General features: G+C 42.7%; 17 protein-coding genes and 2 tRNA genes. 7 read left to right on the top strand and 12 right to left on the bottom strand.

Features of this window, described 5'->3' with window-relative positions; genetic code table 11:
- Positions 1–24: 24 nt before the first annotated feature.
- The 3 genes from HXT29_RS03540 (at position 25) to HXT29_RS03550 (ending at position 3,959) form a co-directional block, all read left to right on the top strand.
- On the top strand, positions 25–1,830 hold the full coding sequence (locus tag HXT29_RS03540; RefSeq protein ID WP_422118277.1) for a UDP-N-acetylmuramoyl-L-alanyl-D-glutamate--2,6-diaminopimelate ligase: 1,806 nt from the start codon (positions 25–27) through the stop codon (positions 1,828–1,830).
- A 123-nt stretch (positions 1,831–1,953) separates the two neighbouring features.
- Positions 1,954–3,195 carry a hypothetical protein gene (locus HXT29_RS03545; RefSeq protein WP_064340240.1) on the top strand — a complete coding sequence of 414 codons (1,242 nt, stop codon included), beginning with the start codon at positions 1,954–1,956 and terminating at the stop codon, positions 3,193–3,195.
- Between the two features lie 35 nt (positions 3,196–3,230).
- Entirely contained in the window at positions 3,231–3,959 is a 729-nt protein-coding gene (locus HXT29_RS03550) for an aspartate/glutamate racemase family protein (protein ID WP_422118278.1), read from the top strand.
- Positions 3,960–3,972: 13 nt separating this feature from the next.
- On the opposite strand, the gene HXT29_RS03555 is transcribed toward HXT29_RS03550, so the two are convergent.
- Positions 3,973–5,430 (bottom strand): bifunctional folylpolyglutamate synthase/dihydrofolate synthase, encoded by a 1,458-nt coding sequence (locus HXT29_RS03555; protein ID WP_422118279.1) that lies wholly within the window; start codon positions 5,428–5,430, stop codon positions 3,973–3,975.
- Positions 5,431–5,708: 278 nt separating this feature from the next.
- On the opposite strand from HXT29_RS03555, the gene HXT29_RS03560 reads away from it, so the two are divergent.
- Together HXT29_RS03560 and HXT29_RS03565 are read left to right on the top strand one after the other, a co-directional pair.
- Positions 5,709–7,304: an aminopeptidase P family protein gene (locus HXT29_RS03560; protein ID WP_004573905.1), complete on the top strand. Its 1,596-nt coding sequence runs from the start codon at positions 5,709–5,711 to the stop codon at positions 7,302–7,304.
- Between the two features lie 283 nt (positions 7,305–7,587).
- Positions 7,588–8,490: a carbohydrate kinase family protein gene (locus HXT29_RS03565; RefSeq protein WP_004105130.1), complete on the top strand. Its 903-nt coding sequence runs from the start codon at positions 7,588–7,590 to the stop codon at positions 8,488–8,490.
- Between the two features lie 80 nt (positions 8,491–8,570).
- On the opposite strand, the gene HXT29_RS03570 is transcribed toward HXT29_RS03565, so the two are convergent.
- From HXT29_RS03570 to HXT29_RS03605, 8 genes are all read right to left on the bottom strand, one after another.
- A tRNA-Ile gene (locus HXT29_RS03570) sits at positions 8,571–8,644 on the bottom strand.
- Positions 8,645–8,931: 287 nt separating this feature from the next.
- On the bottom strand, positions 8,932–9,612 hold the full coding sequence (locus HXT29_RS03575; protein WP_032835265.1) for an ECF transporter S component: 681 nt from the start codon (positions 9,610–9,612) through the stop codon (positions 8,932–8,934).
- A gap of 289 nt (positions 9,613–9,901) precedes the next feature.
- Positions 9,902–9,973 (bottom strand) — tRNA-Glu (locus HXT29_RS03580).
- Positions 9,974–10,080: 107 nt separating this feature from the next.
- On the bottom strand, positions 10,081–10,899 hold the full coding sequence (gene trmB, locus HXT29_RS03585) for a tRNA (guanosine(46)-N7)-methyltransferase TrmB (protein WP_116442639.1): 819 nt from the start codon (positions 10,897–10,899) through the stop codon (positions 10,081–10,083).
- 159 nt (positions 10,900–11,058) lie between these two features.
- Positions 11,059–11,517 (bottom strand): cell division protein SepF, encoded by a 459-nt coding sequence (locus HXT29_RS03590; RefSeq protein ID WP_004105139.1) that lies wholly within the window; start codon positions 11,515–11,517, stop codon positions 11,059–11,061.
- Between the two features lie 24 nt (positions 11,518–11,541).
- Positions 11,542–12,753: a cell division protein FtsZ gene (gene ftsZ / locus HXT29_RS03595; protein WP_032835254.1), complete on the bottom strand. Its 1,212-nt coding sequence runs from the start codon at positions 12,751–12,753 to the stop codon at positions 11,542–11,544.
- A 202-nt stretch (positions 12,754–12,955) separates the two neighbouring features.
- Complete coding sequence (gene dusB, locus HXT29_RS03600) at positions 12,956–14,110, bottom strand: tRNA dihydrouridine synthase DusB (protein ID WP_415706199.1); 1,155 nt, start codon at positions 14,108–14,110, stop codon at positions 12,956–12,958.
- A gap of 69 nt (positions 14,111–14,179) precedes the next feature.
- Positions 14,180–15,700, bottom strand: coding sequence for a glycine--tRNA ligase (locus HXT29_RS03605; protein WP_004105144.1), 1,521 nt, complete (start codon positions 15,698–15,700; stop codon positions 14,180–14,182).
- A gap of 191 nt (positions 15,701–15,891) precedes the next feature.
- On the opposite strand from HXT29_RS03605, the gene HXT29_RS03610 reads away from it, so the two are divergent.
- A complete protein-coding gene (locus tag HXT29_RS03610) occupies positions 15,892–16,257 on the top strand; it encodes an MTH1187 family thiamine-binding protein (RefSeq protein ID WP_004105145.1) in 366 nt (121 codons plus the stop codon).
- 74 nt (positions 16,258–16,331) lie between these two features.
- The gene (locus HXT29_RS03615) at positions 16,332–17,564 is read left to right on the top strand and encodes a M20 family metallopeptidase (protein ID WP_004573901.1); all 1,233 of its coding nucleotides are present in this window, start codon (positions 16,332–16,334) and stop codon (positions 17,562–17,564) included.
- A gap of 17 nt (positions 17,565–17,581) precedes the next feature.
- On the opposite strand, the gene HXT29_RS03620 is transcribed toward HXT29_RS03615, so the two are convergent.
- From HXT29_RS03620 to HXT29_RS03630, 3 genes are read right to left on the bottom strand one after another with little or no spacing between them, the layout of a single operon-like run.
- Positions 17,582–18,376, bottom strand: coding sequence for an isoprenyl transferase (locus tag HXT29_RS03620; protein WP_004105147.1), 795 nt, complete (start codon positions 18,374–18,376; stop codon positions 17,582–17,584).
- A 2-nt stretch (positions 18,377–18,378) separates the two neighbouring features.
- Entirely contained in the window at positions 18,379–19,125 is a 747-nt protein-coding gene (gene recO / locus HXT29_RS03625; protein WP_101885947.1) for a DNA repair protein RecO, read from the bottom strand.
- A gap of 31 nt (positions 19,126–19,156) precedes the next feature.
- Positions 19,157–20,674 carry a DivIVA domain-containing protein gene (locus HXT29_RS03630; protein WP_422118280.1) on the bottom strand — a complete coding sequence of 506 codons (1,518 nt, stop codon included), beginning with the start codon at positions 20,672–20,674 and terminating at the stop codon, positions 19,157–19,159.
- Positions 20,675–20,721: the final 47 nt, after the last annotated feature.

The raw sequence follows: 20,721 nt of genomic DNA on the forward strand, positions 1-20,721 counted from the left end.
ACATTTTGTGAAAAGAAGTAAATTATGATCATGTATAACACGTTGTCATTAGCAAGCGCAAGTGAAATTTTGCAACACTATGGTTTGTTGCGCGAAATGATTCAATATTGTAAAGCAGAAGATACTAATAGTGCCAATACTGCTAATACTAAAGAAAAAACTGTAGACTCTACTCATTCTCGCAATGAAATATGGTCTTTAAATCCGTATTATTTCCCAAATATTGATGCAGACGAGTGCTTCACTAACGCAACTTACGATACTCGCGATATTACACCTGGAACACTTCTGTTTATTAAAGGCAATTTTCAGTCGGAATATCTTTTAGATGCAGATAACAAAGGACTTGCTGCATATGTTGCTGAACAAAGCTACGCACAATACACAAAAGCTGTTGGTTTAATTGTTACGGATGCTAAAAAAGCAATGAGCGTGCTTGCAGCAGCATTCTTTGGAAATCCACAAGAAAAACTCACTATTGTTGGAATTACTGGAACTAAAGGCAAAACAACTACAGCCTACTTTACTCACGCTATTCTAAACTCCCATTCGCACGGTAAAGCAGCACTGTTTTCTTCAGTAGATAATTGCGTAGACGGAAAAAATTACGTTGAATCTAATTTAACTACTCCTGAAAGTTTTGATGCTTTCAAAATGATGCGCGAAGCTGTAGATAACGGCATGAAGTATCTTGTTATGGAAGTTTCTTCACAAGCTTATAAGGTGAATCGCGTATATGGTCTTAAATTCGATGTTGCAGCATTCTTAAACATTAGCCCAGACCACATTAGCCCTATTGAACACCCAACTTTTGAAGATTACTTGTATTGCAAACGACAAATTATTGCAAATACTAAGCGTTTAGTATTAAATTCTGATACAGATCACGCAGATCTTCTTTTACAAGATGCAGAACGCAACAATGTGCTCGTAACAACTTTTGCTCGCATTAAAAAAGATGAAATAGAAAGCGACGCTTGCGAAAATGACAATTTCGATGATATTGACGACGATCGCATAAATTATTGCGCTCCTGCTAACGATGATGACTACACAGAATTACTTACTCCTGACTACATTGCAATGCCAGTAGAAAATAGTGAATCACACTGCATCGCTATGCGAGACTCAAGCGAAGACGACGACTATGAAGATAACGACTACGAAGAAGACGTGCACTACTGCCCTATTGACGAATTCGCATTGTCTATTGCAGGAGATTTTAACTACGAAAATGCTTTAGCTGCAATCGCTATTGCAGGAGAATTGGGAATTAATCAAGATACTGATTTACACGCATTACACGCTATTGAGAACGTGAAAATTTCTGGACGCATGGAAGTTTTCAAAGACACGCACTCAAATATGATTGCAGTTGTCGACTATGCGCATAACTACATTTCTACAAAATCAGTTCTTGACTTTGTAGAAGAGCGCTACGGCAAATTTAATCCTCGAATTACGCTAATAACTGGTTCCACAGGAGATAAAGCTGTCGACCGTCGTAAAGAAATTGTTGAAGCAGCGCAAAACCGCATAGAACAGTTTATTTTCACTACTGAAGATACTGATACTGAAGACGTAATGCATATTTGCGAGGATATGCAAAGTTATGTTACGGACCCAAATGTTTCTTCACGCATTATTATCGACAGAGCTGAAGCAATAGAATACGCTTACAACGATGCTGCAAACAGCGAACAAAAAAATGGAAAATTAAACATTCTTCTTGCTATTGGTAAGGGCGATGAACGTTGGATTAAAAACAAACGAAAGCATGTGCCGTATGAGGGTGATTCATTCGTAATAAAGCGTCTTTTTGGTCTGTAATACGCTTATGCGAAAGTATGAAAATATACGAATAAAATAAACGCAATTACTACATAAACTAAATAACAAGCTAGCTAACAAACTAAATAACAAACAAACTAAAAACAAATGAAGAAGATACAAATGAATAATCAACGATTCCAACCTGTGTTACTCGGTAGCGATATAAACGCATATGGCATGGCTCGAGCATTCCATGAAGAATATGGCATTACTTCAATTGCTTTTGCGCACTTCCAACTTTCACCTACGAAATTTAGCAAAATTGTCGATGTGAGAATTGTTCCAGGCTTTGGAGAACTTCCTACATTCCGCAATACAATGCTTAATTTTGCTAAATCATGGCATCAAGAGCATCCTAATACCAAGCTTCTGCTTATTCCTTGCGGCGACGTATATGCGAACCTTCTAAGCCAATGCGGTGATGAATTGCACGAATATTTTGCTTTCCACACATTGCCAAATTCGCTCAATCGCCAGCTTAGCCTTAAAAGCTCATTCTATAAAACTTGTGAAAAATACAATCTTCCTCATCCAAAAACTAAAGTTGTAAACGCTCAAGAAGTAGCAGCGCACGCTTATGAAGATTTGCCATTCAGCTTCCCTATTGCTATGAAACCAGCGAATAGCACTAAATGGCTTGACATTGATTTTGAGGGACGTAAAAAAGCTTTTATTATCAATACTCCGCAAGAACTTGATACTCTTATTCAACGCTCGTACAAAGCTGGCTACGATGACGAAATGATTTTGCAAGACTTTATTCCTGGAGACGACAGCCGCATGCGTGTGCTAAATGCTTACGTTGATAGCGACCATCATGTGCGCATGATGTTTCTAGGACACCCTCTACTGGAGGATCCAACTCCAGAAGCAATCGGAAATTATGCAGCTATTATTCCAGACTATAATGAGGAAGTTTTCCAAAATATTAAAGCATTTTTGGAAGATATACGTTACGTTGGCGTAGCTAATTTTGATATGAAATACGATGAGAGAGACGGAAAATATAAGCTTTTTGAAATCAATTTACGCCAAGGACGTTCAAGCTATTTCGTCACTTTAAACGGATTTAATATTGCTAAATATTTTGTTGAAGATTTAATTGACCATAAGCCTTTTGACGGGAATACTGTGTTCGGCCGTGGAGAAAAGCTGTGGATGGAGATTCCGCGATCGATATTTTGCAATTATGTAGCAGAAGGCGATGAAAAGAAGCGCGGTCTTAATATGATTCGTCGCGGCGATTGGGGCACTACGCTAGAATATAAAAAAGATATGAATCTGCTACGCTGGTTGATGATTCGTCATATGTTTTCAATTTACACAAGACGTTATGCAGAATTTTTCCGCAATAAAGCGTGAAAATTATTACGTAACTTTGAAGGGAATATGAGACAATGAAACGTCCGTTTTTTGCTGTACTTGGCGGCATGGGCACACTTGCAACAGAAAGCTATATTCGTTTACTTAACAAAGAAACGCATGCGCATAATGATCAAGAGTTTTTAGATTATGTGGTGTTCAATGATGCTTCTGTGCCAGATAGAACAGCATATATTGTTGGCGAATCATCCGAAAGCCCATTCCCTACTCTTGCAGACGACATAGCTAAAGCAACTGCGATGGGTGCTTCATTTATTGTGCTCACGTGCAATACTGCGCATTACTTTTACGATAAGTTCCAAGCACTCACCGATGTGCCAATTATGCATATGCCGCGTGGTGCTGTAGCTGAAGTTTCTAAACGTTACCCAAAGTCTAAATGTAACCGTATTGGATTCTTAGGTACTGCAGGGTCGCGTAAAGCTGGAGTGTATCAGCACGCTATAGAAGAAGCAAGATACACATTCGTAGCACCAGACGACGATTTACAAAAACGCATTACATCACTTATTTATGATGATGTAAAAGGCACAGGCGATCTTAATCTACGCCGTTACGAGTCCGTTTTAAGCGACATGCTCGACCCTGCAGGAGCGTGCCGTTGCGACGCACTTATTTTGGGTTGCACAGAATTAAGTGTGCTTAATGAAGCTTTCCCTCTTCCGCAAATACCGTTAGTTGACGCTCAAGCAGTACTTGTAAAAAATACTGTAGAAAAAGCTAAATCTTTGCGAATGAAGTAGCAAAAATAGCTTATCAGGACTCGTCAATATTTGGGTGGATTGCTACGCGCTGATCCTTTGGCTTTTTTAGATCCGGATTCACGTGCTCAACAAGCATTGTGCGCGCGTCTCCTGCAGTGACGAAACTACCGCAAATAAGCACTCCATGACCATAGCCCACACCAAGCTCATCGTCTTCATCAACTAAATCAACAGCAGTTTGAATAGCATCCGGCAACTCGTCGACACGAATTACGCGATCCTCGCCAAATACGCCTACAGCAATCTTTTCGAGCTCTTCTGGATCCATTACACGGTCGCGCCAAGAATTACGCGTAACAACAATCTTCGTCAAAATAGGCTCAAGAACACCCAAGTATTCTTCAACTTGCTTATCTGCCATCATTGCCACAACGCCAATAAGCTGCTCAAAATGATAGTTTTCTTCAATAGTTTCGCGAAGAGAGTCAGCAGCATTCACGTTATGTCCACCGTCAATGATGATTGTCGGCGAAGTACGAACCTGCTCAATACGACCAGGAACCTTAACCTGGATTAAAGCCTCTGCAACTAAATCGCCATCCAAAGCACCATTTACAGGCAGCACAACCTCTGCAGCGGCAAGAGCTGCCAAAGCATTATGAGCCTGATGTTTGCCAAACTTGTCAATCGGAACATCCTCATAAGTGCCAAGAGGCGTACGCAAAGTAACAACCTGTCCACCAACTGCAGGAGTACGAGACACAACTTCAAGTTCGCCATCGCCATAAGAAGAATCGCGCAATAATGTAGCATGATTGCGCTCCGCAACTTCCTTAATAATTGGCAAAACCTTAGCTTCATGCGGTTGAGGACCCAAAATAACAGTGCAATTTGGCTTAATAATACCAGCCTTCGTGCGAGCAATCTCTTCAACAGTGTTTCCAAGCCATTGCATGTGATCCATATCAACCGGTCCAATAATTGCAGCATCAGCATTCATAACATTGGTGGCATCCCATTCACCACCCATGCCAACTTCCATAACAGCAACATCAACAGGAGCATCCGCAAAAGCCCAAATTGCCATGGCTGTAAGCACTTCAAAAAAGCTCATTTTTGGCTTACCGTCAGCCTCCATGCGAGCGTCAACCATGTCGATAATGTCTTTCATTTGATCCCACACATCAACGAACTGATCGTCACTAATTTCCTGTCCGTCAATCATAATGCGCTCGTTTACGCGCTCCAAATGTGGAGAAGTATATAATCCGGTTCGCAAACCGTATGCTCGACAAATCGACTCAGCCATTCGAGCAGTAGAACCTTTGCCGTTCGTACCAGTTATGTGAATAACACGCATAGACTGCTCTGGATGACCTAAAATATCGAGAATAAGACGCATGCGGTCCAAGTCGAGATTAGTTTTATTATGTTCTGGAGCTCGGCTCATAATATTGCGTTCAATATCAACAATTCGCTCATTATTGCGATTTGGATTTTCAATAGACATAACTACTCCCCCTAATTTTTACGCTCGCTCACTCATTTTCCAACTATCTAGATTAGTTGATACCAACAACACACGCATATAAATATGTTGTGACAATATTCACATAACAAAAGCGTTTTATACGCACTTTGTAAATTGCGTATAAAATCTTGCTATTTTGCACTAAAAAACTCGCATAAAACACTAAATAAGACTATGTTAGTTTATTGACTGTTTATTTACTATTTGTATAATTTGCGCAAGCAAAAATTAACAAGCAAAAATTAAGGAGCCTCATAATGGCAGAATATACGCCAACTGAGCACGGCGAAGAGCTAAAGGCTGACGGAACACAAAAGACAGAAGATCGTGTAAATAACCGTTCACTTCGTCCAAACAGTGATTCTTTTAAAGATTTTATGACGAATAACTGGGATAACCAGGAGCCAGAAGTTAAGGCTCTTGAATCTAGTAGGTATATTCCAGCTCGTTTAGAGGCTCTTTCAAAACGTTTCCCAGGCGAACGTTTAGTTATTCCTGCAGGACAACCAAAGGTGCGTAATAACGACTGTGATTATGCTTTCCGCCCAGACACTACATTTGCCTACTACACTGGATTAGGTCAAGACTATGAGGCTGGTGCTGTGCTTGTTATGGAGCCAGTCAACAAAGATAGCGAAGAAGCTAAGGCTGGAAAAACACATGTACCTGAGCTTTTTGTAGCTCCACGCGCAGATAACAGCACTTCAGCATTTTATAAGGATCCTCACTATGGAGAATATTGGGTTGGCCCTCGTGCAGGCTTAAAAGAACTTAAAGCAATGACCGGCATTGAAACGCGCGATATTGCAGAACTTGACGACGCTATTGCAAAGAATGTAAGCGACGACGCGAATGGTGAGGGCATTCGCGTGCGAATTGTTCGAGAAACGGATCCTGAGCTTACTGCAAAAGTTGAAACAATGCGCGAAGCAAGTGGATTTACTGATGAAGATGCAAACACTTGCGCAGACGACAAATTGCACGAATTCGCTGCAGAAGCACGAATGCTTAAGGACGACTACGAAATTCGCGAAATGCGCAAAGCTATTGCAGCCACAAAACTTGGTTTTGACCGCATGCTTACGCGTTTGCCTAATGCTTTAGGTCATGAGCATTCCGAGCGCATGATTGAGGGTGCTTTTAATTCTGTTGCTCGCGAGGAAGGAAACGAAGTAGGCTACGACACTATTGTTGCTTCAGGCAAGCACGCACCAATTTTGCACTGGATGCGCAATACTGGCGTTGTTTCCAGCGGAGAATTGCTACTTATTGATGCCGGCGTTGAAGTTAACAGCCTCTACACTGCTGACATTACACGAACTTTCCCAACAAATGGCAAATTCACTGACTTGCAAAAGAAGCTTTACCAGTGCGTTCTTGACGCTCAACAAGCCGGTTTTGAGGCAGCTAAGCCAGGTGCAACCTACTCCGATATTCACCATGCTTGCATGCGCGTTCTAGCCGAACACTTACACGAATGGGGAATTTTGAAAGTTAGCGTTGAAGAATCACTTTCGCCAGAAGGTCAACAGCATCGTCGTTGGCACGCTTGCGGCGTTGCTCATCATCTTGGTTTGGATGTGCACGATTGCGCACAAGCACGCTATGAGTCTTATCAGGGCGCAAAAATTACTCCAGGAATGATATTCACTATTGAGCCAGGATTATACTTTGCAGCTAACGATTTGATGCTTCCTGAAGAAATGCGCGGAATTGGAATTCGTATTGAAGATGATGTGCTAATGACTGAAAACGGTCCAGAATGGCTTTCTATTGACATTCCAAAGCAAATCGATGATGTAGAAGCATGGATGGCTGAACAAGCTCACAAAAGTGATATTTTCCAACATTAAGCAGCAAATCAAAATAATAGAAAAATATAATAAAACGAAATAATAATATAGTACGCCAGCATAAGCTAAGTTAAACGTACGCAATATGGCACTTATGGTGCGCTCTATAGAAACGTAACACGCATTGCGCATGTTACTTATCGAAAGGGCGCACCATAATTGTTTATATAGCATTTTTACAAGCAAAATTTGCATCAAAATGCTTTTGAAGAAGCGAGAAGATATTTAGTAAAAAGTATAGCTCTACAAATTTGCTGCACTGACGCGCGCGAAAGGAATATTTATGACTAAGCCAATTGTTCTTTCACTCGGCGAACTTTTATGGGATTTACTCCCACACGGAAAACGTGTTGGCGGAGCGCCAGCAAATTTTGCATATCACGCACAGTGTCACGGAGCGCAAAGTTGCATGATTAGTGCTGTTGGTCAAGACCAACTCGGCGATGAGCTGATTGACAAAGTAAACAAAGCTGGCATCGCTTCAATTATTCAACGCAACGCTTGGCCAACAAGCACTGTAGAAGTAACACTAAAAAATGGAATACCAGAGTACACTATTCTACGAAATATAGCATGGGATCATATTCTTTACACTCGAGAACTCATTGATTTAGTAGAACGAGCAGATGCAGTATGTTTTGGCACTCTAAGCTTACGTTCTCAAGAAACTCACGACACAATTTTACAATTGTTAAAGCATACTAAGCCTGGAGCAATGAAGTTCTTCGACATTAATATTAGAAGCGATCACTACTCTAAGGATCTTATTGACACATTACTTCAAGAAGCCACAGTATTTAAGCTTAACGATTCGGAACTATTCTTATTGCGCGACATGTTCAATATTCGCGACACTTCAGACGAGGAAGCTTGCAAGTGGTTCCAAGCTCGTTATGCACTAGATTATGTGATTCTTACAGGCGGCTCTACTTTTAGTACGATTACTACTAGCACTGGAGAAAGCTCAACTATCCCAACTCCACACGTTGACGTTCTTGACACAGTTGGTGCTGGGGACTCGTTCTCAGGAACATTCACAGCGCATATTCTTAAAGGAGAAAGCTTACAAGAGGCGCATCGCGCAGCTGTTAATACTGCAGCATTCGTGTGCACTCAAGAAGGAGCATGGCCTAAGTATCCAAAACAAATACCAGATTACTTGTCATTGGCAGAAAATAACAAATAGAACAAAAAATAAAATTTAAATTATAAGATACAAAAATGCCACTTCATAAACCATAATGAAGTGGCATTATTAATATCTTGTGGGGCCTCAGGGGCTTGAACCCTGGACCGACGGATTATGAGTCCGCTGCTCTAACCGACTGAGCTAAAGCCCCACGCTAACAAAGTTAGCAACGACTAGATTAGCACATACCCATAAACGTCGCCAACTCAGTGAGTCGAATTTTTGACCTTGCTTAGGATTACTGAGCTTGAAATCCCGATGATTTCAAGCTCAGTCAAAATCCAAACAAACAAAAACAAAACCCAACACAAAACCACACCAACCAAAATCTGCCTCCGTCAATAACGACGAAGGCAGACCTCGCTTGCGTTGAAAGCACACCGTGCTTTCAACCTGAGCAAGCTCGACGCTCTGAAGGAGCTTGAAATCCCGATGATTTCAAGCTCGGTCAGAACGTCCAGATGCGAAGTTATCAAGAGCACCAGTTTTGCGCAAAGCTAAATACACAAACCACACAAGCACTCCAGAAAGCAGCAATCCACTAATAAGCTCATTAAGCATGTGAATAGTAATATAAGTTGGAGCCTTACCTTGATACTTAGTAAATGTTAAGTAAACTCCATACTCAAACGCTACCAATAATCCAGATACAACGCTTAAAGTCAAATTAAACTTTCGCAAACGGAAAATTAAGAACGGAATCTCCGCAAACACACCCTGCAAAAGTGCGGAAATAAGCGTATCTCGCATATTAAACGGAGTTCCAAGAAGCACCTGTACAAATGCTGCAACAACATTTACATACACTGCAGAACCTGGTTTACGAATAAGCAAAACTGCAAGAGTTCCAGACAAATACCAAACACCATGCGTGATGCTTGCAAAACCAGGAAGAACAGCTGCATTCAAAGTACGAATCAAAGGAATAAACACCAAGCCATAGCCATACAAGATAACGCCAAAAACAGCAGCAAGAGCAGCACCTAATGCGATATCTGCAACACGCCAACGCATGCTTACAACCCTATTAATACTAGAAGCAGCATTACTATCCACTTGATCCGTTACACAATTAGATGATTCTAATCCATTATTATTTGTATTGAAAATATCGCTCATAGGAAATCCTTTTTTAAGCTGCTGCGCATTGTAAATTACTGAATTGAATACTTCCTGACCTACGCAGCCCGGGCAGAAGTACCAATGAGAAAGTGTATCATCTCTAAAAAGCACAACATACCTTTTGTGATATTTAATACATTGTCAGATGTTATATCGATTTATAGAAAAAATATATGAAAAACTAATTGCTGCGCAAAAATAGGGTAAGCAGTAAAAATAGAAATACAAAAATCAGAAATACGAAAAACGAAAAACGCCGCTGGAAACCCAGCGGCGTTGTAATTTGTACCCCCTAAGAGAGTCGAACTCTTGTTGTCAGATTGAAAGTCTGGTGTCCTAACCGTTAGACGAAGGGGGCTTCGAACCAAACCATATGATATTAACACTCAAAAAAGAGTCGCGCAACTCACGGCGTGTTGAGGCTAAGTACAACTGCAAAGCTACGAGAACAGCGGCGGCAAAGCATTATTGTACTATGTAGGTGAAGTCGTGAATCGTGCGACCAGCTTCCAAGCCTTTGCGCTCAAAATTCGTAAGAACTCGACCAGCAAAGCGCTCAGACTCGCTAAAATCTGCGTGCGGAAGAGCTGCTGCAGTATCAGCTGTACCTTTCCCTACATGCTCAATTGGAAGACTTGCGCTTAATTCGCCAATATTTGCAAAATCTTCGCGAGAATCCATAATCTCATGCACATGCAAAGCGTAGTCCTCAATATCTGTAGCAATGCGCCACGCACCCCCTCTACGCAACGCCTGGTGTATTGTAGAGGCAAGCTCTGGCTGCACAATACGACGCTTATGGTGGCGCATTTTAGGCCATGGATCCGGGAAGAAAGTCCAAACTTCTTCTAAAACTCCGCAGTCGCACGCAGCGAAGAAATCAGGAGCGTTAATTTGCGCAATACGAAGATTAGTCAAACCTTGCTTTCCAGCAAGAAGCATTGTGTGAGCAACGCCTGGATCATAAACTTCAAGCGCTAAAAAGTTAGTTTCCGGCAAACGTTCAGCTGCGGCAACAATGTTTTCGCCTTGCCCGGAACCAATTTCAACAATAAGCGGATTATCATTCCCCCACTTATCGCTAATCCAATCATGCGTAATATTCAAATTTTCGCGCAATCTAAATGAGCCAGGCGCTTCAGTAACGTCTAGCAGGTACTGACTTGCATAACGCTCCTGAGCGTGCTGTAAACGCGCATCTAAGCGCCCAGAACGACGCACAAATGACAATACAGTGCGTTGCTTGGCTTGCATAGTGTTTTCGTTTTCATTTTCAGTGCTCATGAGATTACTTTCGTTATTTGGGTTACATGCCTTTAGTTTAAATTCGCATGATTTTAGTCATGCTCGTACGCATCGCTTTTATGCTACCAAAAAGTATAAAAAAGCAGCGAAAGTTGTTAAACAAACGCTGCTCAATTAATTCTTTAGCAAATACAATTTTTAGGAGAACAAGTCACGCGCAGTATTGTCGTTCGGAGCATCCTCTACTTTGATATTCACTTGTGCTGGGCTTAGCAAAAATACCCTAGGAGTCACACGCTCAATAGAACCGCGAACACCAAATACAACTCCAGCAGAAAAATCAACAATACGATACGCAACCGATTCAGTTACACCAGTAAGGTTTAAAACCACTGGAACACCGTCACGCAAAGCACGACCTACCATTTGCGCATCATCGTAAGACTTAGGATGAATTGTAGTGATACGACTCATACGACTAGCATTCGCACGAGCAGAACCACCACGTAAATCATTACCATGTTGCGACACAGCAGGAGTTACCGAGCGATCATTATCGAATGACGTTTCTTGAACATCAGATTCAGCATAATCATCATCCTCAGGCACATCTGCCATACCAACGTATGACATCACGTTCTTCATAAAGCCAGCCATGAAGCAACCCTCCTCTCGTCACGCTTAACGCAGAAAATCAGGAATATCTAATTCGTCAGGTTCAGCAGGCTGCTGTACAGGAGCTGCCGCAGGAGAATATTGCTGATTCATTGCAGGCTCAAACATAGAAGGCATAGAAGCAGGTTGTTCTACTTGTGGAGCAGCTTGAGCTTCCTCTTTGAAAGATGAGGTAGACTGTGCAGGAGCTACAGGCTTAACATCTGCTTGCATATCAACAAACTGACCAGCTTTAGCTGAGGACTCCTCCGCCTTAGGATGAGCATCAAATCCAGCAGCAATAACCGTAACTCGAACCTCATCGCCGTAAGAATCATCGAGGGAAAGACCCCAAATAATTTGAGCTTCTGGATGAATAGCTTTACGAACAAGTTCAGTTGCAGCAGAAGCTTCCTGAAGCTTCAAATCACTTGGACCTGCGATATTAATCAAAGCACCGTGAGCACCCTCAATGCTTTCTTCCAGCAATGGGGAGCTAATAGCAATTTCAGCTGCCTGAGTTGCACGATCCTCGCCTTTTGCAGCACCAATACCGAACAATGCGGTACCTGCTCCGCGAAGAACAGCTGTAACATCAGAGAAATCAACATGAATGTAAGAATTCATGGTAATTAAATCAGTAATGCCTTGCACACCTGCGAGCAACGCAGTATCTGCCGTCTTAAATGCTTCAATAATTCCAATAGTACGATCAGAAATTTCCAAAAGACGATCGTTTGGAATAACAATCAACGCGTCAACTTCTTTGCGAAGATTCTCGATACCAAGTTTTGCAGATGCAGCACGTTGTGGTCCTTCAAAACCGAATGGACGTGTAACAACAGCAATAGTCAAAGCACCTTGCTGATGAGCTGCACGAGCCACAATTGGGCTTGCACCAGTACCTGTGCCGCCGCCTTCACCGCAGGTAACAAACACCATGTCAGCACCCTTAAGTGCCTCTTCAATGTCTGATTGATGATCCTGCGCAGCCTTAGCACCCTTTTCAGGATCAGCACCAGCGCCTAAGCCTCGGCTCGAAGCATCAGATAATGAAATCTTTACATCAGCATCAGAACGCAGTAAATCTTTAGCGTCAGTATTAATGGCCACAAACTCTACATTCTGTAGGCCCTCGCTGATCATCCGATTGACGGCGTTACCGCCGGCACCACCGACGCCGACTACCTTGATGATGGTTTTGTCGTTGAAATTGTCAGTCTGGGCAATCTCGCTCACCGTTATCTCCTGTCACTCACGCACGTTTACACAATATTTTAGCGCAAAACGCTCGATACTGACGACGTTTTCACAATAAACTGAAAAAATGTCACTGCTTTGATAATACACCGTGCTATATGCAAATATGAGCACAAGGTGATTTTAATAGAATATTCTCGAAATAATCAGAGCAAAAAAATGACGAAAGCCCTAGAAAACATTAGTAACTTGCATCCATTGGATCATCACCAAATAACGCCTCTCGCTCTTCGTGACTAGTTGTACGAGAATCTAACCACCCATACGGCAAATGAACTTTTTTAGCAAATCTAACTCGTCCACGCGGCGTGTCTAACACCTTTTCTGGCAAACGAAGAGAACCATCAAGCATATCGAGATTACGTTGAACATCCTCAATCGACTCGCACTCCATAAACGCTTTACGAGTGCCACCGCCAACAGGAAAGCCCTTTAAATACCAAGCAACATGCTTACGCAAGTCGTGAACAGCCATACGCTCGTCACCATCATAAAACTCAACTAAAAGCTTCAAGTGACGCAAAATAACGGAACCAACTTCTGCCAAAGTAGGATTCACACGATTATCGCTACCTTCGCAAGCATTGCGAATATCAGCAAACAACCATGGGCGACCTTGGCATCCTCGACCGATAGCAACGCCAGCGCAACCAGTTTCCTTAAACATTGCGAGCGCATCTTCCGCACCCCAAATATCACCATTGCCAAAAACGGGGATATTCAGCGCCTCTACAAGCTCCCCAATACGTTGCCAGTCTGAATGACCACCGTAATATTCTGCAGTTGTGCGAGCATGCAAAGTTACAGCAGCGCATCCTTCTTCTTGTGCAATATGACCAGCTTGAATAAAAGTTTCATGATTCTCGTCAATTCCAACACGGAATTTAGCCGTAACAGGGATTCCTGCTGGCTCACAAATAGAAACAACGCGATGCAAAATTTCTTGCAACAAATCAGTTTTCCAAGGAAGAGCAGAACCGCCACCGCGTCGCGTCACTTTTGGAACTGGGCAACCGAAGTTTAAGTCAACGTGGTCAGCCATGTTTTCGTCTACAACAATTCGAGCTGCCTGCTCAACAATAGAAGGATTTACACCATAAAGCTGCAAAGAGCGCACTTTTTCGCTAGGAGCAAAACGGCAAAGTCTAAGCGCTTTTGGATTTCTTGCAACTAAAGCTCGCGCTGTAATCATTTCTGCTACGTAAAGCCCATCCGGACCAAATTCGCGGCAAATTACGCGAAATGGCCAGTTAGTGATCCCAGCCATTGGAGATAGAACAACAGGAGTTGCAATATGAACTTTCCCTAAATCCACTGGTTTTATAGAAAAATTCATATTGCTTTAACTCCGTTCACTATAATAATAATTTTGCTTATTAATGCTTAAGCACTACTCAAACGCGTATTAGTACAATCCGCCAGCAGTAGCGATTTGTACAGGCTTAGACTCGTCTTCGCCAGCTTCTTTAGCAATATCCGTAGCACCGTCGGCTGCACGAGTACCAACGATTTCAACAGGACCTTGCGGATACTTAACACGTTTTTCGTTAATTCGGCTAGCAACGTAATCTGCAACCTTGTCCAAGGAAACGCGCTCTTGTTGCATAGTGTCGCGCTCGCGAATTGTAACAGCATGATCTTCCAAAGTATCGAAGTCGACTGTTACGCACAAAGGAGTACCAATTTCGTCCTCACGACGATAGCGGCGACCAATAGCACCAGCCTCATCGTAATCGATAACCCAATCATGCTGACGCAAATCTGCAGCCAAATCTTGAGCAACAGCTTGCAATTCTGGCTTCTTGCTCAAAGGCAAAACTGCAGCTTTAACAGGAGCCAAACGAGGATCAAGTCGAAGAACAGTGCGCTTGTCAACTCCGCCCTTAGTGTTTGGAGCTTCGTCAACGTCGTAAGCATCAACCAAGAATGCCATAAGCGAGCGCGTGAGACCAGCCGCAGGCTCAATAACGTAAGGCACATACTTTTCGCCAGTAGCCTGGTTAAAGTAGCTCAAATCCTCGCCGGAATGCTTAGCATGAGCAGACAAATCGTAGTCAGTACGGTTTGCAATACCCTCAAGCTCTCCCCAATCCGAACCTTGGAAGCCGAATTTGTATTCAATATCGACAGTGCGCTTGGAATAGTGGCTGAGCTTCTCCTTAGGATGCTCATACATGCGCAAGTTTTCTGGCTTCACACCCAAATCCACATACCAACGCACGCGAGTGTCAATCCAATACTGGTGCCAAGCTTCGTCGGTTCCAGGCTCTACGAAGAATTCCATTTCCATCTGCTCAAACTCGCGAGTGCGGAAGATGAAGTTTCCAGGCGTAATTTCGTTGCGGAAAGACTTACCAATATTTGCAATACCGAAAGGTGGCTTTTGACGAGTAGAAGTCATGACATTCTTAAAATCAACGAAAATGCCCTGAGCTGTTTCTGGACGCAAATAATGCAAGCTATTTTCGTCTTCAACCGGTCCTAAATGAGTGCGAAGCATCATGTTGAAGTCGCGTGGCTCAGTCCAGTTTCCGCGAGTACCGCAATCTGGGCAAGCAATGTCTTTTAATCCATTTTCTGGCATTTTGTCGCCATGCTTTTCAGCATAAGACTCTTCCAACTTATCTGCACGATGACGCTTATGGCAATTCAAGCACTCGATCAAAGGATCGTTAAACACGGAAACGTGACCGGAGGCAACCCACACCTGTGAAGGCAGAATAACGGAAGTATCCACTCCAACAACATCTCCACGCGTGGTCACCATGTAGCGCCACCATTCGCGCTTGATATTATCTTTCAACGCAACACCAAGCGGACCGTAATCCCACGCAGAACGCGTGCCACCGTAAATTTCGCCGGCTGGGAACACAAATCCTCGACGCTTAGCCAAGGAGACGACTTCATCAAGCTTTGAAACAGCCACAATACACCTTTTCGTAAAACTAGAAAATTCGGGTGAAAACGTTGCTATTATAGAAAAACCCTGTGACGCTTGTAAAATTGTTAAAGTAACTGTTAAAGTAACGCAAATTTATAAGTTTGTTGACGCATTATTTGGCGTTGTCTTGTTTTGCTAAATTTGCGTAAGATTACGATTTTAAAGGGATTGTTACTATGAGTGAAAATAATAACGGGAATACAAACGACCACACAAACGCTCACAAAACTAACACGGTCGCAGCGTTGTGTATTGCTCCAAGCGGAGTCGGAGACGAGTTGAGCGAGTACGTGGCGGATGCCGTACAAGTAATTCGCGATTCTGGATTAAAGAACGAAACTAACGCAATGTTCACGAATATTGAGGGCGAATTTGATGACGTTATGCGCGTTGTAAAAGACGCTACAATGGCTTTAGTCAGCAAAGGATACCGTACCGGAGTAATACTAAAATTAGATATTCGCCCTGGTTTTAGCAATCAAATTGACGCAAAAAGTGCGCTTGTAGATAAAATTCTCAACGAACGGAATAAAGAAGAATAAAACTGAAATCAAATAATCTCAAATAATCTCAAAACTCAAAAAAGTTATAATAAAACAAAGGAAAGCAGGAATTTATGCTGCAACTTACGGCAGTTCAGAAAATATTATCCGATTTAGATGAAACCCAAGCAGAACGAGAAAAACAATACAAATACTTTCATCAACATCCTGAACTGTCAATGAAAGAAGATCATACAGCTCAAACAATTATTGATATTCTTAGCAAAGCTGGGATTGAAACAAAGCGAGTTGGAAAAACAGGCGTTGTGGCAGAAATTAAAAACGGCGAAGGTCCTGTTGTTGCTATGAGAGCGGATATCGATGCGCTTCCAATTAAAGAAAATTCAGGAAAAGATTACACTTCAACAGTTAGCACGCAAGACGAAAATGGCAAAACGGTTGGAGTTTCACACGCTTGCGGTCACGATTTTCATATTTCCAGCCTACTTGGTGCCTTGAAGGCTTTTAATGAACATAAAGATGCTTGGAGAGGAACGTACATTGGCGTTTTTCAGCCTGGAGAAGAAACAGCTCAAGGCGCAAAAGACTTGGTGGAAAATGGCATTACGAGCATGATTGCAAAGCCCGACGTTTACCTTGGTCAGCATGTGTTGGGTGCTATTCCTGCAGGAACAGTCGGTATTCGTTCGGGCGCATTCTTAACTACTGCAGCTTCGATTCGCGTGCACATTTTTGGTAAAGGTTCGCATGGTTCTATGCCTGAGTTGAGCGTTGACCCGGTGGTTGTTGCTTCATCAATTGTGCTTAAATTGCAGACGATTGTTTCTCGCGAACTTGCAGCTAAAGATTACGCAATTGTTACAGTTGGCGCGCTTAATGCAGGAAGTAAGTCGAATATTATTCCTGATGATGCCGAGCTTTTAATTAACACAAGAACTTATAGCGAAGATACTCAAGAATTTGTGCACAATGCTATTGAACGAATTGTGCGTGGAGAGTGCGAGCTTGCAAGATGTCCTAAAGAACCAGAGTTTACGTATTATGATCGCTATCCGCTTACGAATAATGATCAGAATGCGTCTTTGCGCGTGCGTAAAGCTTTTGATGAATACTTTGGAGAAGATTCTGTAGATATTTCGCGCGCTTCTGCTTCGGAAGATTTTTCTATAGTCGCGAACGCTTTTAAAACTCCTTACGCTTACTGGGGCTTAGGTGGTTTTGCGGATATGCAGAATGCTCCTGGAAATCACAATCCGGCATTCGCCCCAGATTTGCAGCCCACTCTTAATCGCGGATTAGCAGCTGCAGTCGTAGCAGCTTGCGCTTGGCTCGCTAGCGAAAAGTAACAAATCTTAGTGAGATACTAGGCATTTTTTACGCCACCAAATCTGCGGTCGCGATGCGCATAACGGTCAATTGATCTCCACAGCGCTTCGCGACCGTAATCCGGGAATAGTTCCGGCACAAAATCAAGTTCCGCGTAGGATGCTTGCCAAGGCAAAAAGTTGCTAGTGCGCTGCTCGCCGGAAGTGCGAATCACCAAATCGCAATCTGGAATATCCGGATTATACAAGTGCTCAGCAATCATTTTTTCACTTACGCGATCGCCTTTAATTTTGCCGTCTCGAATTTCTTTCGCAATTTGTGCGCAAGCATCCGCAATTTCCGCACGACCGCCGTAATTTATGCAAAAAACAACGTCAATAGTTTTATTATTTTTGGTGATTTCTTGCGCTTTTTCCAACTCGTCAATAACAGACTTCCACAAACGAGGACGACGACCTGCCCAACGAACTCGCACTCCCCACTCGTTCATTTGTGCAACTCGCCTATGAATAATCTCCCTAGAAAATCCCATTAAAAAGCGCACTTCTTGCGGAGATCGCTTCCAATTTTCGGTAGAAAAAGTGTATAAGCTTAAATAGCGAACTCCTGCTTCTATAGCTCCTGCAATAACGTCAAAAACTACCGGTTCTGCAGCTTTATGACCTTCGGTTCGAATCATTCCGCGCTCTTTTGCCCAGCGTCCGTTTCCGTCCATAATCACACCGACATGACGAGGCACTTTGCCCTTAGGAAAATCTGGTATGCGAGAAGGGTCACTAAAAGGAGCCGCTGGAATATCAAGCGACTTATAATCCACGTTTTCAAAAGCCATACTTACGAATGTAACAACCCCATCGAACGAATAGGTCGCTCAAGATAATATTCAGCCCATTGCTGAACGCATCGCATAGTAGAAGAATCAACCGACACTCCGTCAAGAACAGACCAGTTTCCTTGCGCAAGCGCACACAATTGCAAACGCGTCGAATTAGCACAAACTATTGAATCCGGAGTGTGATCACTTGCACACATCATTCCACCTGTGCAAGGCGAAAAATAGCATAAATCTTCATTTTTGCCACATACAACACAAGCCTGTAGTCGCGGAGACCACCCAGCTAATGACAATGCTCGCAATATATACGACATGCCAATAGCATCAGGAGAATGCTTATGCTTAGACAATGAAAGTAAAGCCGCAGTAAGCAGACGATACTGCCCTAGCGTATCTTGATATTCACGCCTGTATTCATCTGTATATTCGTTAGAAACAAGCAAATCCACAACTTCAAGCATGACGTTTGCATACTCATAGGACGTATAATCTGCACAAATTTCACCAGCATAAGCAGCAATAGAAACAGCCTGCGAGACTACATCCAAAGATTTACCTTGCGCAAGAAGCAAATCAACACGCATAAGCGGCTCAAGACGACCACCAAAACGTGATTTAAGCCTACGAACTCCCTTCGCAACAGCACGAACTTTACCATGCCGCTTAGTAAGAAGCACAACAATCCTATCCGCTTCACCTAAAGGAAAAGTACGAAGCACAACAGCTTCATCGCGATACAATGGCATGAATCAAACTATATCTTTTTTAATAGTTAGATTAATTACGATCGTTATTTTCCGAATCGTCGTCGCTTTGAGAAGATCTACTGAAATTAGTAGATTCATCAATATGGCCAATAATTGGGAATGACAAATCTGGAATATCTAAACTCAATGGCTTACTCGGCTGCAAATCAGAAACATGCAACTCCGGAATATTAAGCGAGGAATGCTGCGACGAATGCTGTGCAGGATCTTGAGGAGCAAATGATGGAATTGACTCAGCAGGAGCCGGTGCAGGAGCCGCAACAGGCTTAGGTGCAGCAGGTGAATTATTGCGATTACGAGCTGCAGGAGTGAAAGAAGGAGGTAGTACAGAAGATTCAGAAGAGTTTCGCATTACTGTAGCGCTTTGCAAAAGCTCATCATTGCTATCAGTATCGTTAAGAACATTAGAAGGCTTACTTGCAGCAGCATGAGGTGTAAATATTGCGCGCTCAGACTTATTTAACGCTTCAAACGAATCATTGGAATCTTGATTAGCATAATCTACAGGAGCAAAAATGCTTTGTTTATCATGGTTTGGCACGCTAGGTATTGAGCGAGGTGCAATCTTAGGCAACCTATCCGCAGTGTCTTCATCTTCCACAGCATCCTCAACAGGTTTGAATATTGAAGAAGCTGAAGGTGCAACAGAAGCAGAAGAAGCTGCAGAAGCAGCACTGAAATCAGATGCAGGCTTTATTGAAGGAGCAAATGATGGAACAGGCTCTTCATAATGATTATAAGATTCCGTAGATTCTGAGGATTTAGCAGGCTCTTCAGCTTTAGTTACAGGAATAACAGAAGGAGAAACAGAAGGTGAAACAGAAGCAGGAGCAGAATAAGATTCAGATTCTGCTCGAGAGTATGAGGAACTACTATTATCCGCATCAACATACTGTTCTACACGCTCAAAAGATTCCAAGCTGCTAAGCAAACGCACACAAGCGTTTAAATAGTAGTCAACTTGGCGCTCATCATAACCGTGCTTACCGTTTTTTTGCGTAAAAATCACATTAGAAACATAAGCAGAATCAATATCTTGCAATGTTTCTTTGTCTGTTTCCCATTCAAGCTCATGACCAAGCATAAGAGCAATCTTATCTAAGGCTTGATCAACCATAATATCCACTTGTTTACGCGCATAAGATGGGTGACGCGAAGAGCCACGATCAAAACGATCGCGATAATCTCTTTGCGCATGTTGCAAAAGTTTACGATAAAGCGCTTCTACACGAGCTTTCCATGCAACTCGTCCGCATTGCGCCAATTCTTGCTCAGTGCACTTATCTACTACCGCACGTTCCAAACGCGATAACGCAGCATCAACTTGACCAATAATGTAACCATTACGCTCCAAGTCAAAAGAAACCTCTTGAATATCTTTCTGCGTGAGTCGAGCTTCATCGCTTTCGTACAAAGTGTGAGCGCGCTCTAGAAAAGCATTCACCTGCGCGACGTTATATCCTAACTTACGCTTACCCACACGCTCCATTGCTGAAGCATTACGAGCGGTATCAGGTTTCTGAGCCATCGAATATCGACCTCCTGAGCACATGTTCTTATTCAGTATACTGTACG

The organism is Gardnerella sp. DNF00550, from assembly GCF_049262685.1.
Lineage (GTDB): Bacteria > Actinomycetota > Actinomycetes > Actinomycetales > Bifidobacteriaceae > Bifidobacterium > Bifidobacterium leopoldii.

Bases quoted from the DNA above. Each gene is read 5' to 3' on its own strand.
- HXT29_RS03540 (WP_422118277.1), top strand. From the start codon at position 25: ATGATCATGTATAACACGTTGTCATTAGCAAGCGCAAGTGAAATTTTG.
- HXT29_RS03545 (WP_064340240.1), top strand. From the start codon at position 1,954: ATGAATAATCAACGATTCCAACCTGTGTTACTCGGTAGCGATATAAAC.
- HXT29_RS03550 (WP_422118278.1), top strand. From the start codon at position 3,231: ATGAAACGTCCGTTTTTTGCTGTACTTGGCGGCATGGGCACACTTGCA.
- HXT29_RS03555 (WP_422118279.1), bottom strand. From the start codon at position 5,430: ATGTCTATTGAAAATCCAAATCGCAATAATGAGCGAATTGTTGATATT.
- HXT29_RS03560 (WP_004573905.1), top strand. From the start codon at position 5,709: ATGGCAGAATATACGCCAACTGAGCACGGCGAAGAGCTAAAGGCTGAC.
- HXT29_RS03565 (WP_004105130.1), top strand. From the start codon at position 7,588: ATGACTAAGCCAATTGTTCTTTCACTCGGCGAACTTTTATGGGATTTA.
- HXT29_RS03575 (WP_032835265.1), bottom strand. From the start codon at position 9,612: ATGAGCGATATTTTCAATACAAATAATAATGGATTAGAATCATCTAAT.
- trmB (WP_116442639.1), bottom strand. From the start codon at position 10,899: ATGAGCACTGAAAATGAAAACGAAAACACTATGCAAGCCAAGCAACGC.
- HXT29_RS03590 (WP_004105139.1), bottom strand. From the start codon at position 11,517: ATGGCTGGCTTTATGAAGAACGTGATGTCATACGTTGGTATGGCAGAT.
- dusB (WP_415706199.1), bottom strand. From the start codon at position 14,110: ATGAATTTTTCTATAAAACCAGTGGATTTAGGGAAAGTTCATATTGCA.
- HXT29_RS03610 (WP_004105145.1), top strand. From the start codon at position 15,892: ATGAGTGAAAATAATAACGGGAATACAAACGACCACACAAACGCTCAC.
- HXT29_RS03615 (WP_004573901.1), top strand. From the start codon at position 16,332: ATGCTGCAACTTACGGCAGTTCAGAAAATATTATCCGATTTAGATGAA.
- HXT29_RS03620 (WP_004105147.1), bottom strand. From the start codon at position 18,376: ATGGCTTTTGAAAACGTGGATTATAAGTCGCTTGATATTCCAGCGGCT.
- recO (WP_101885947.1), bottom strand. From the start codon at position 19,125: ATGCCATTGTATCGCGATGAAGCTGTTGTGCTTCGTACTTTTCCTTTA.
- HXT29_RS03630 (WP_422118280.1), bottom strand. From the start codon at position 20,674: ATGGCTCAGAAACCTGATACCGCTCGTAATGCTTCAGCAATGGAGCGT.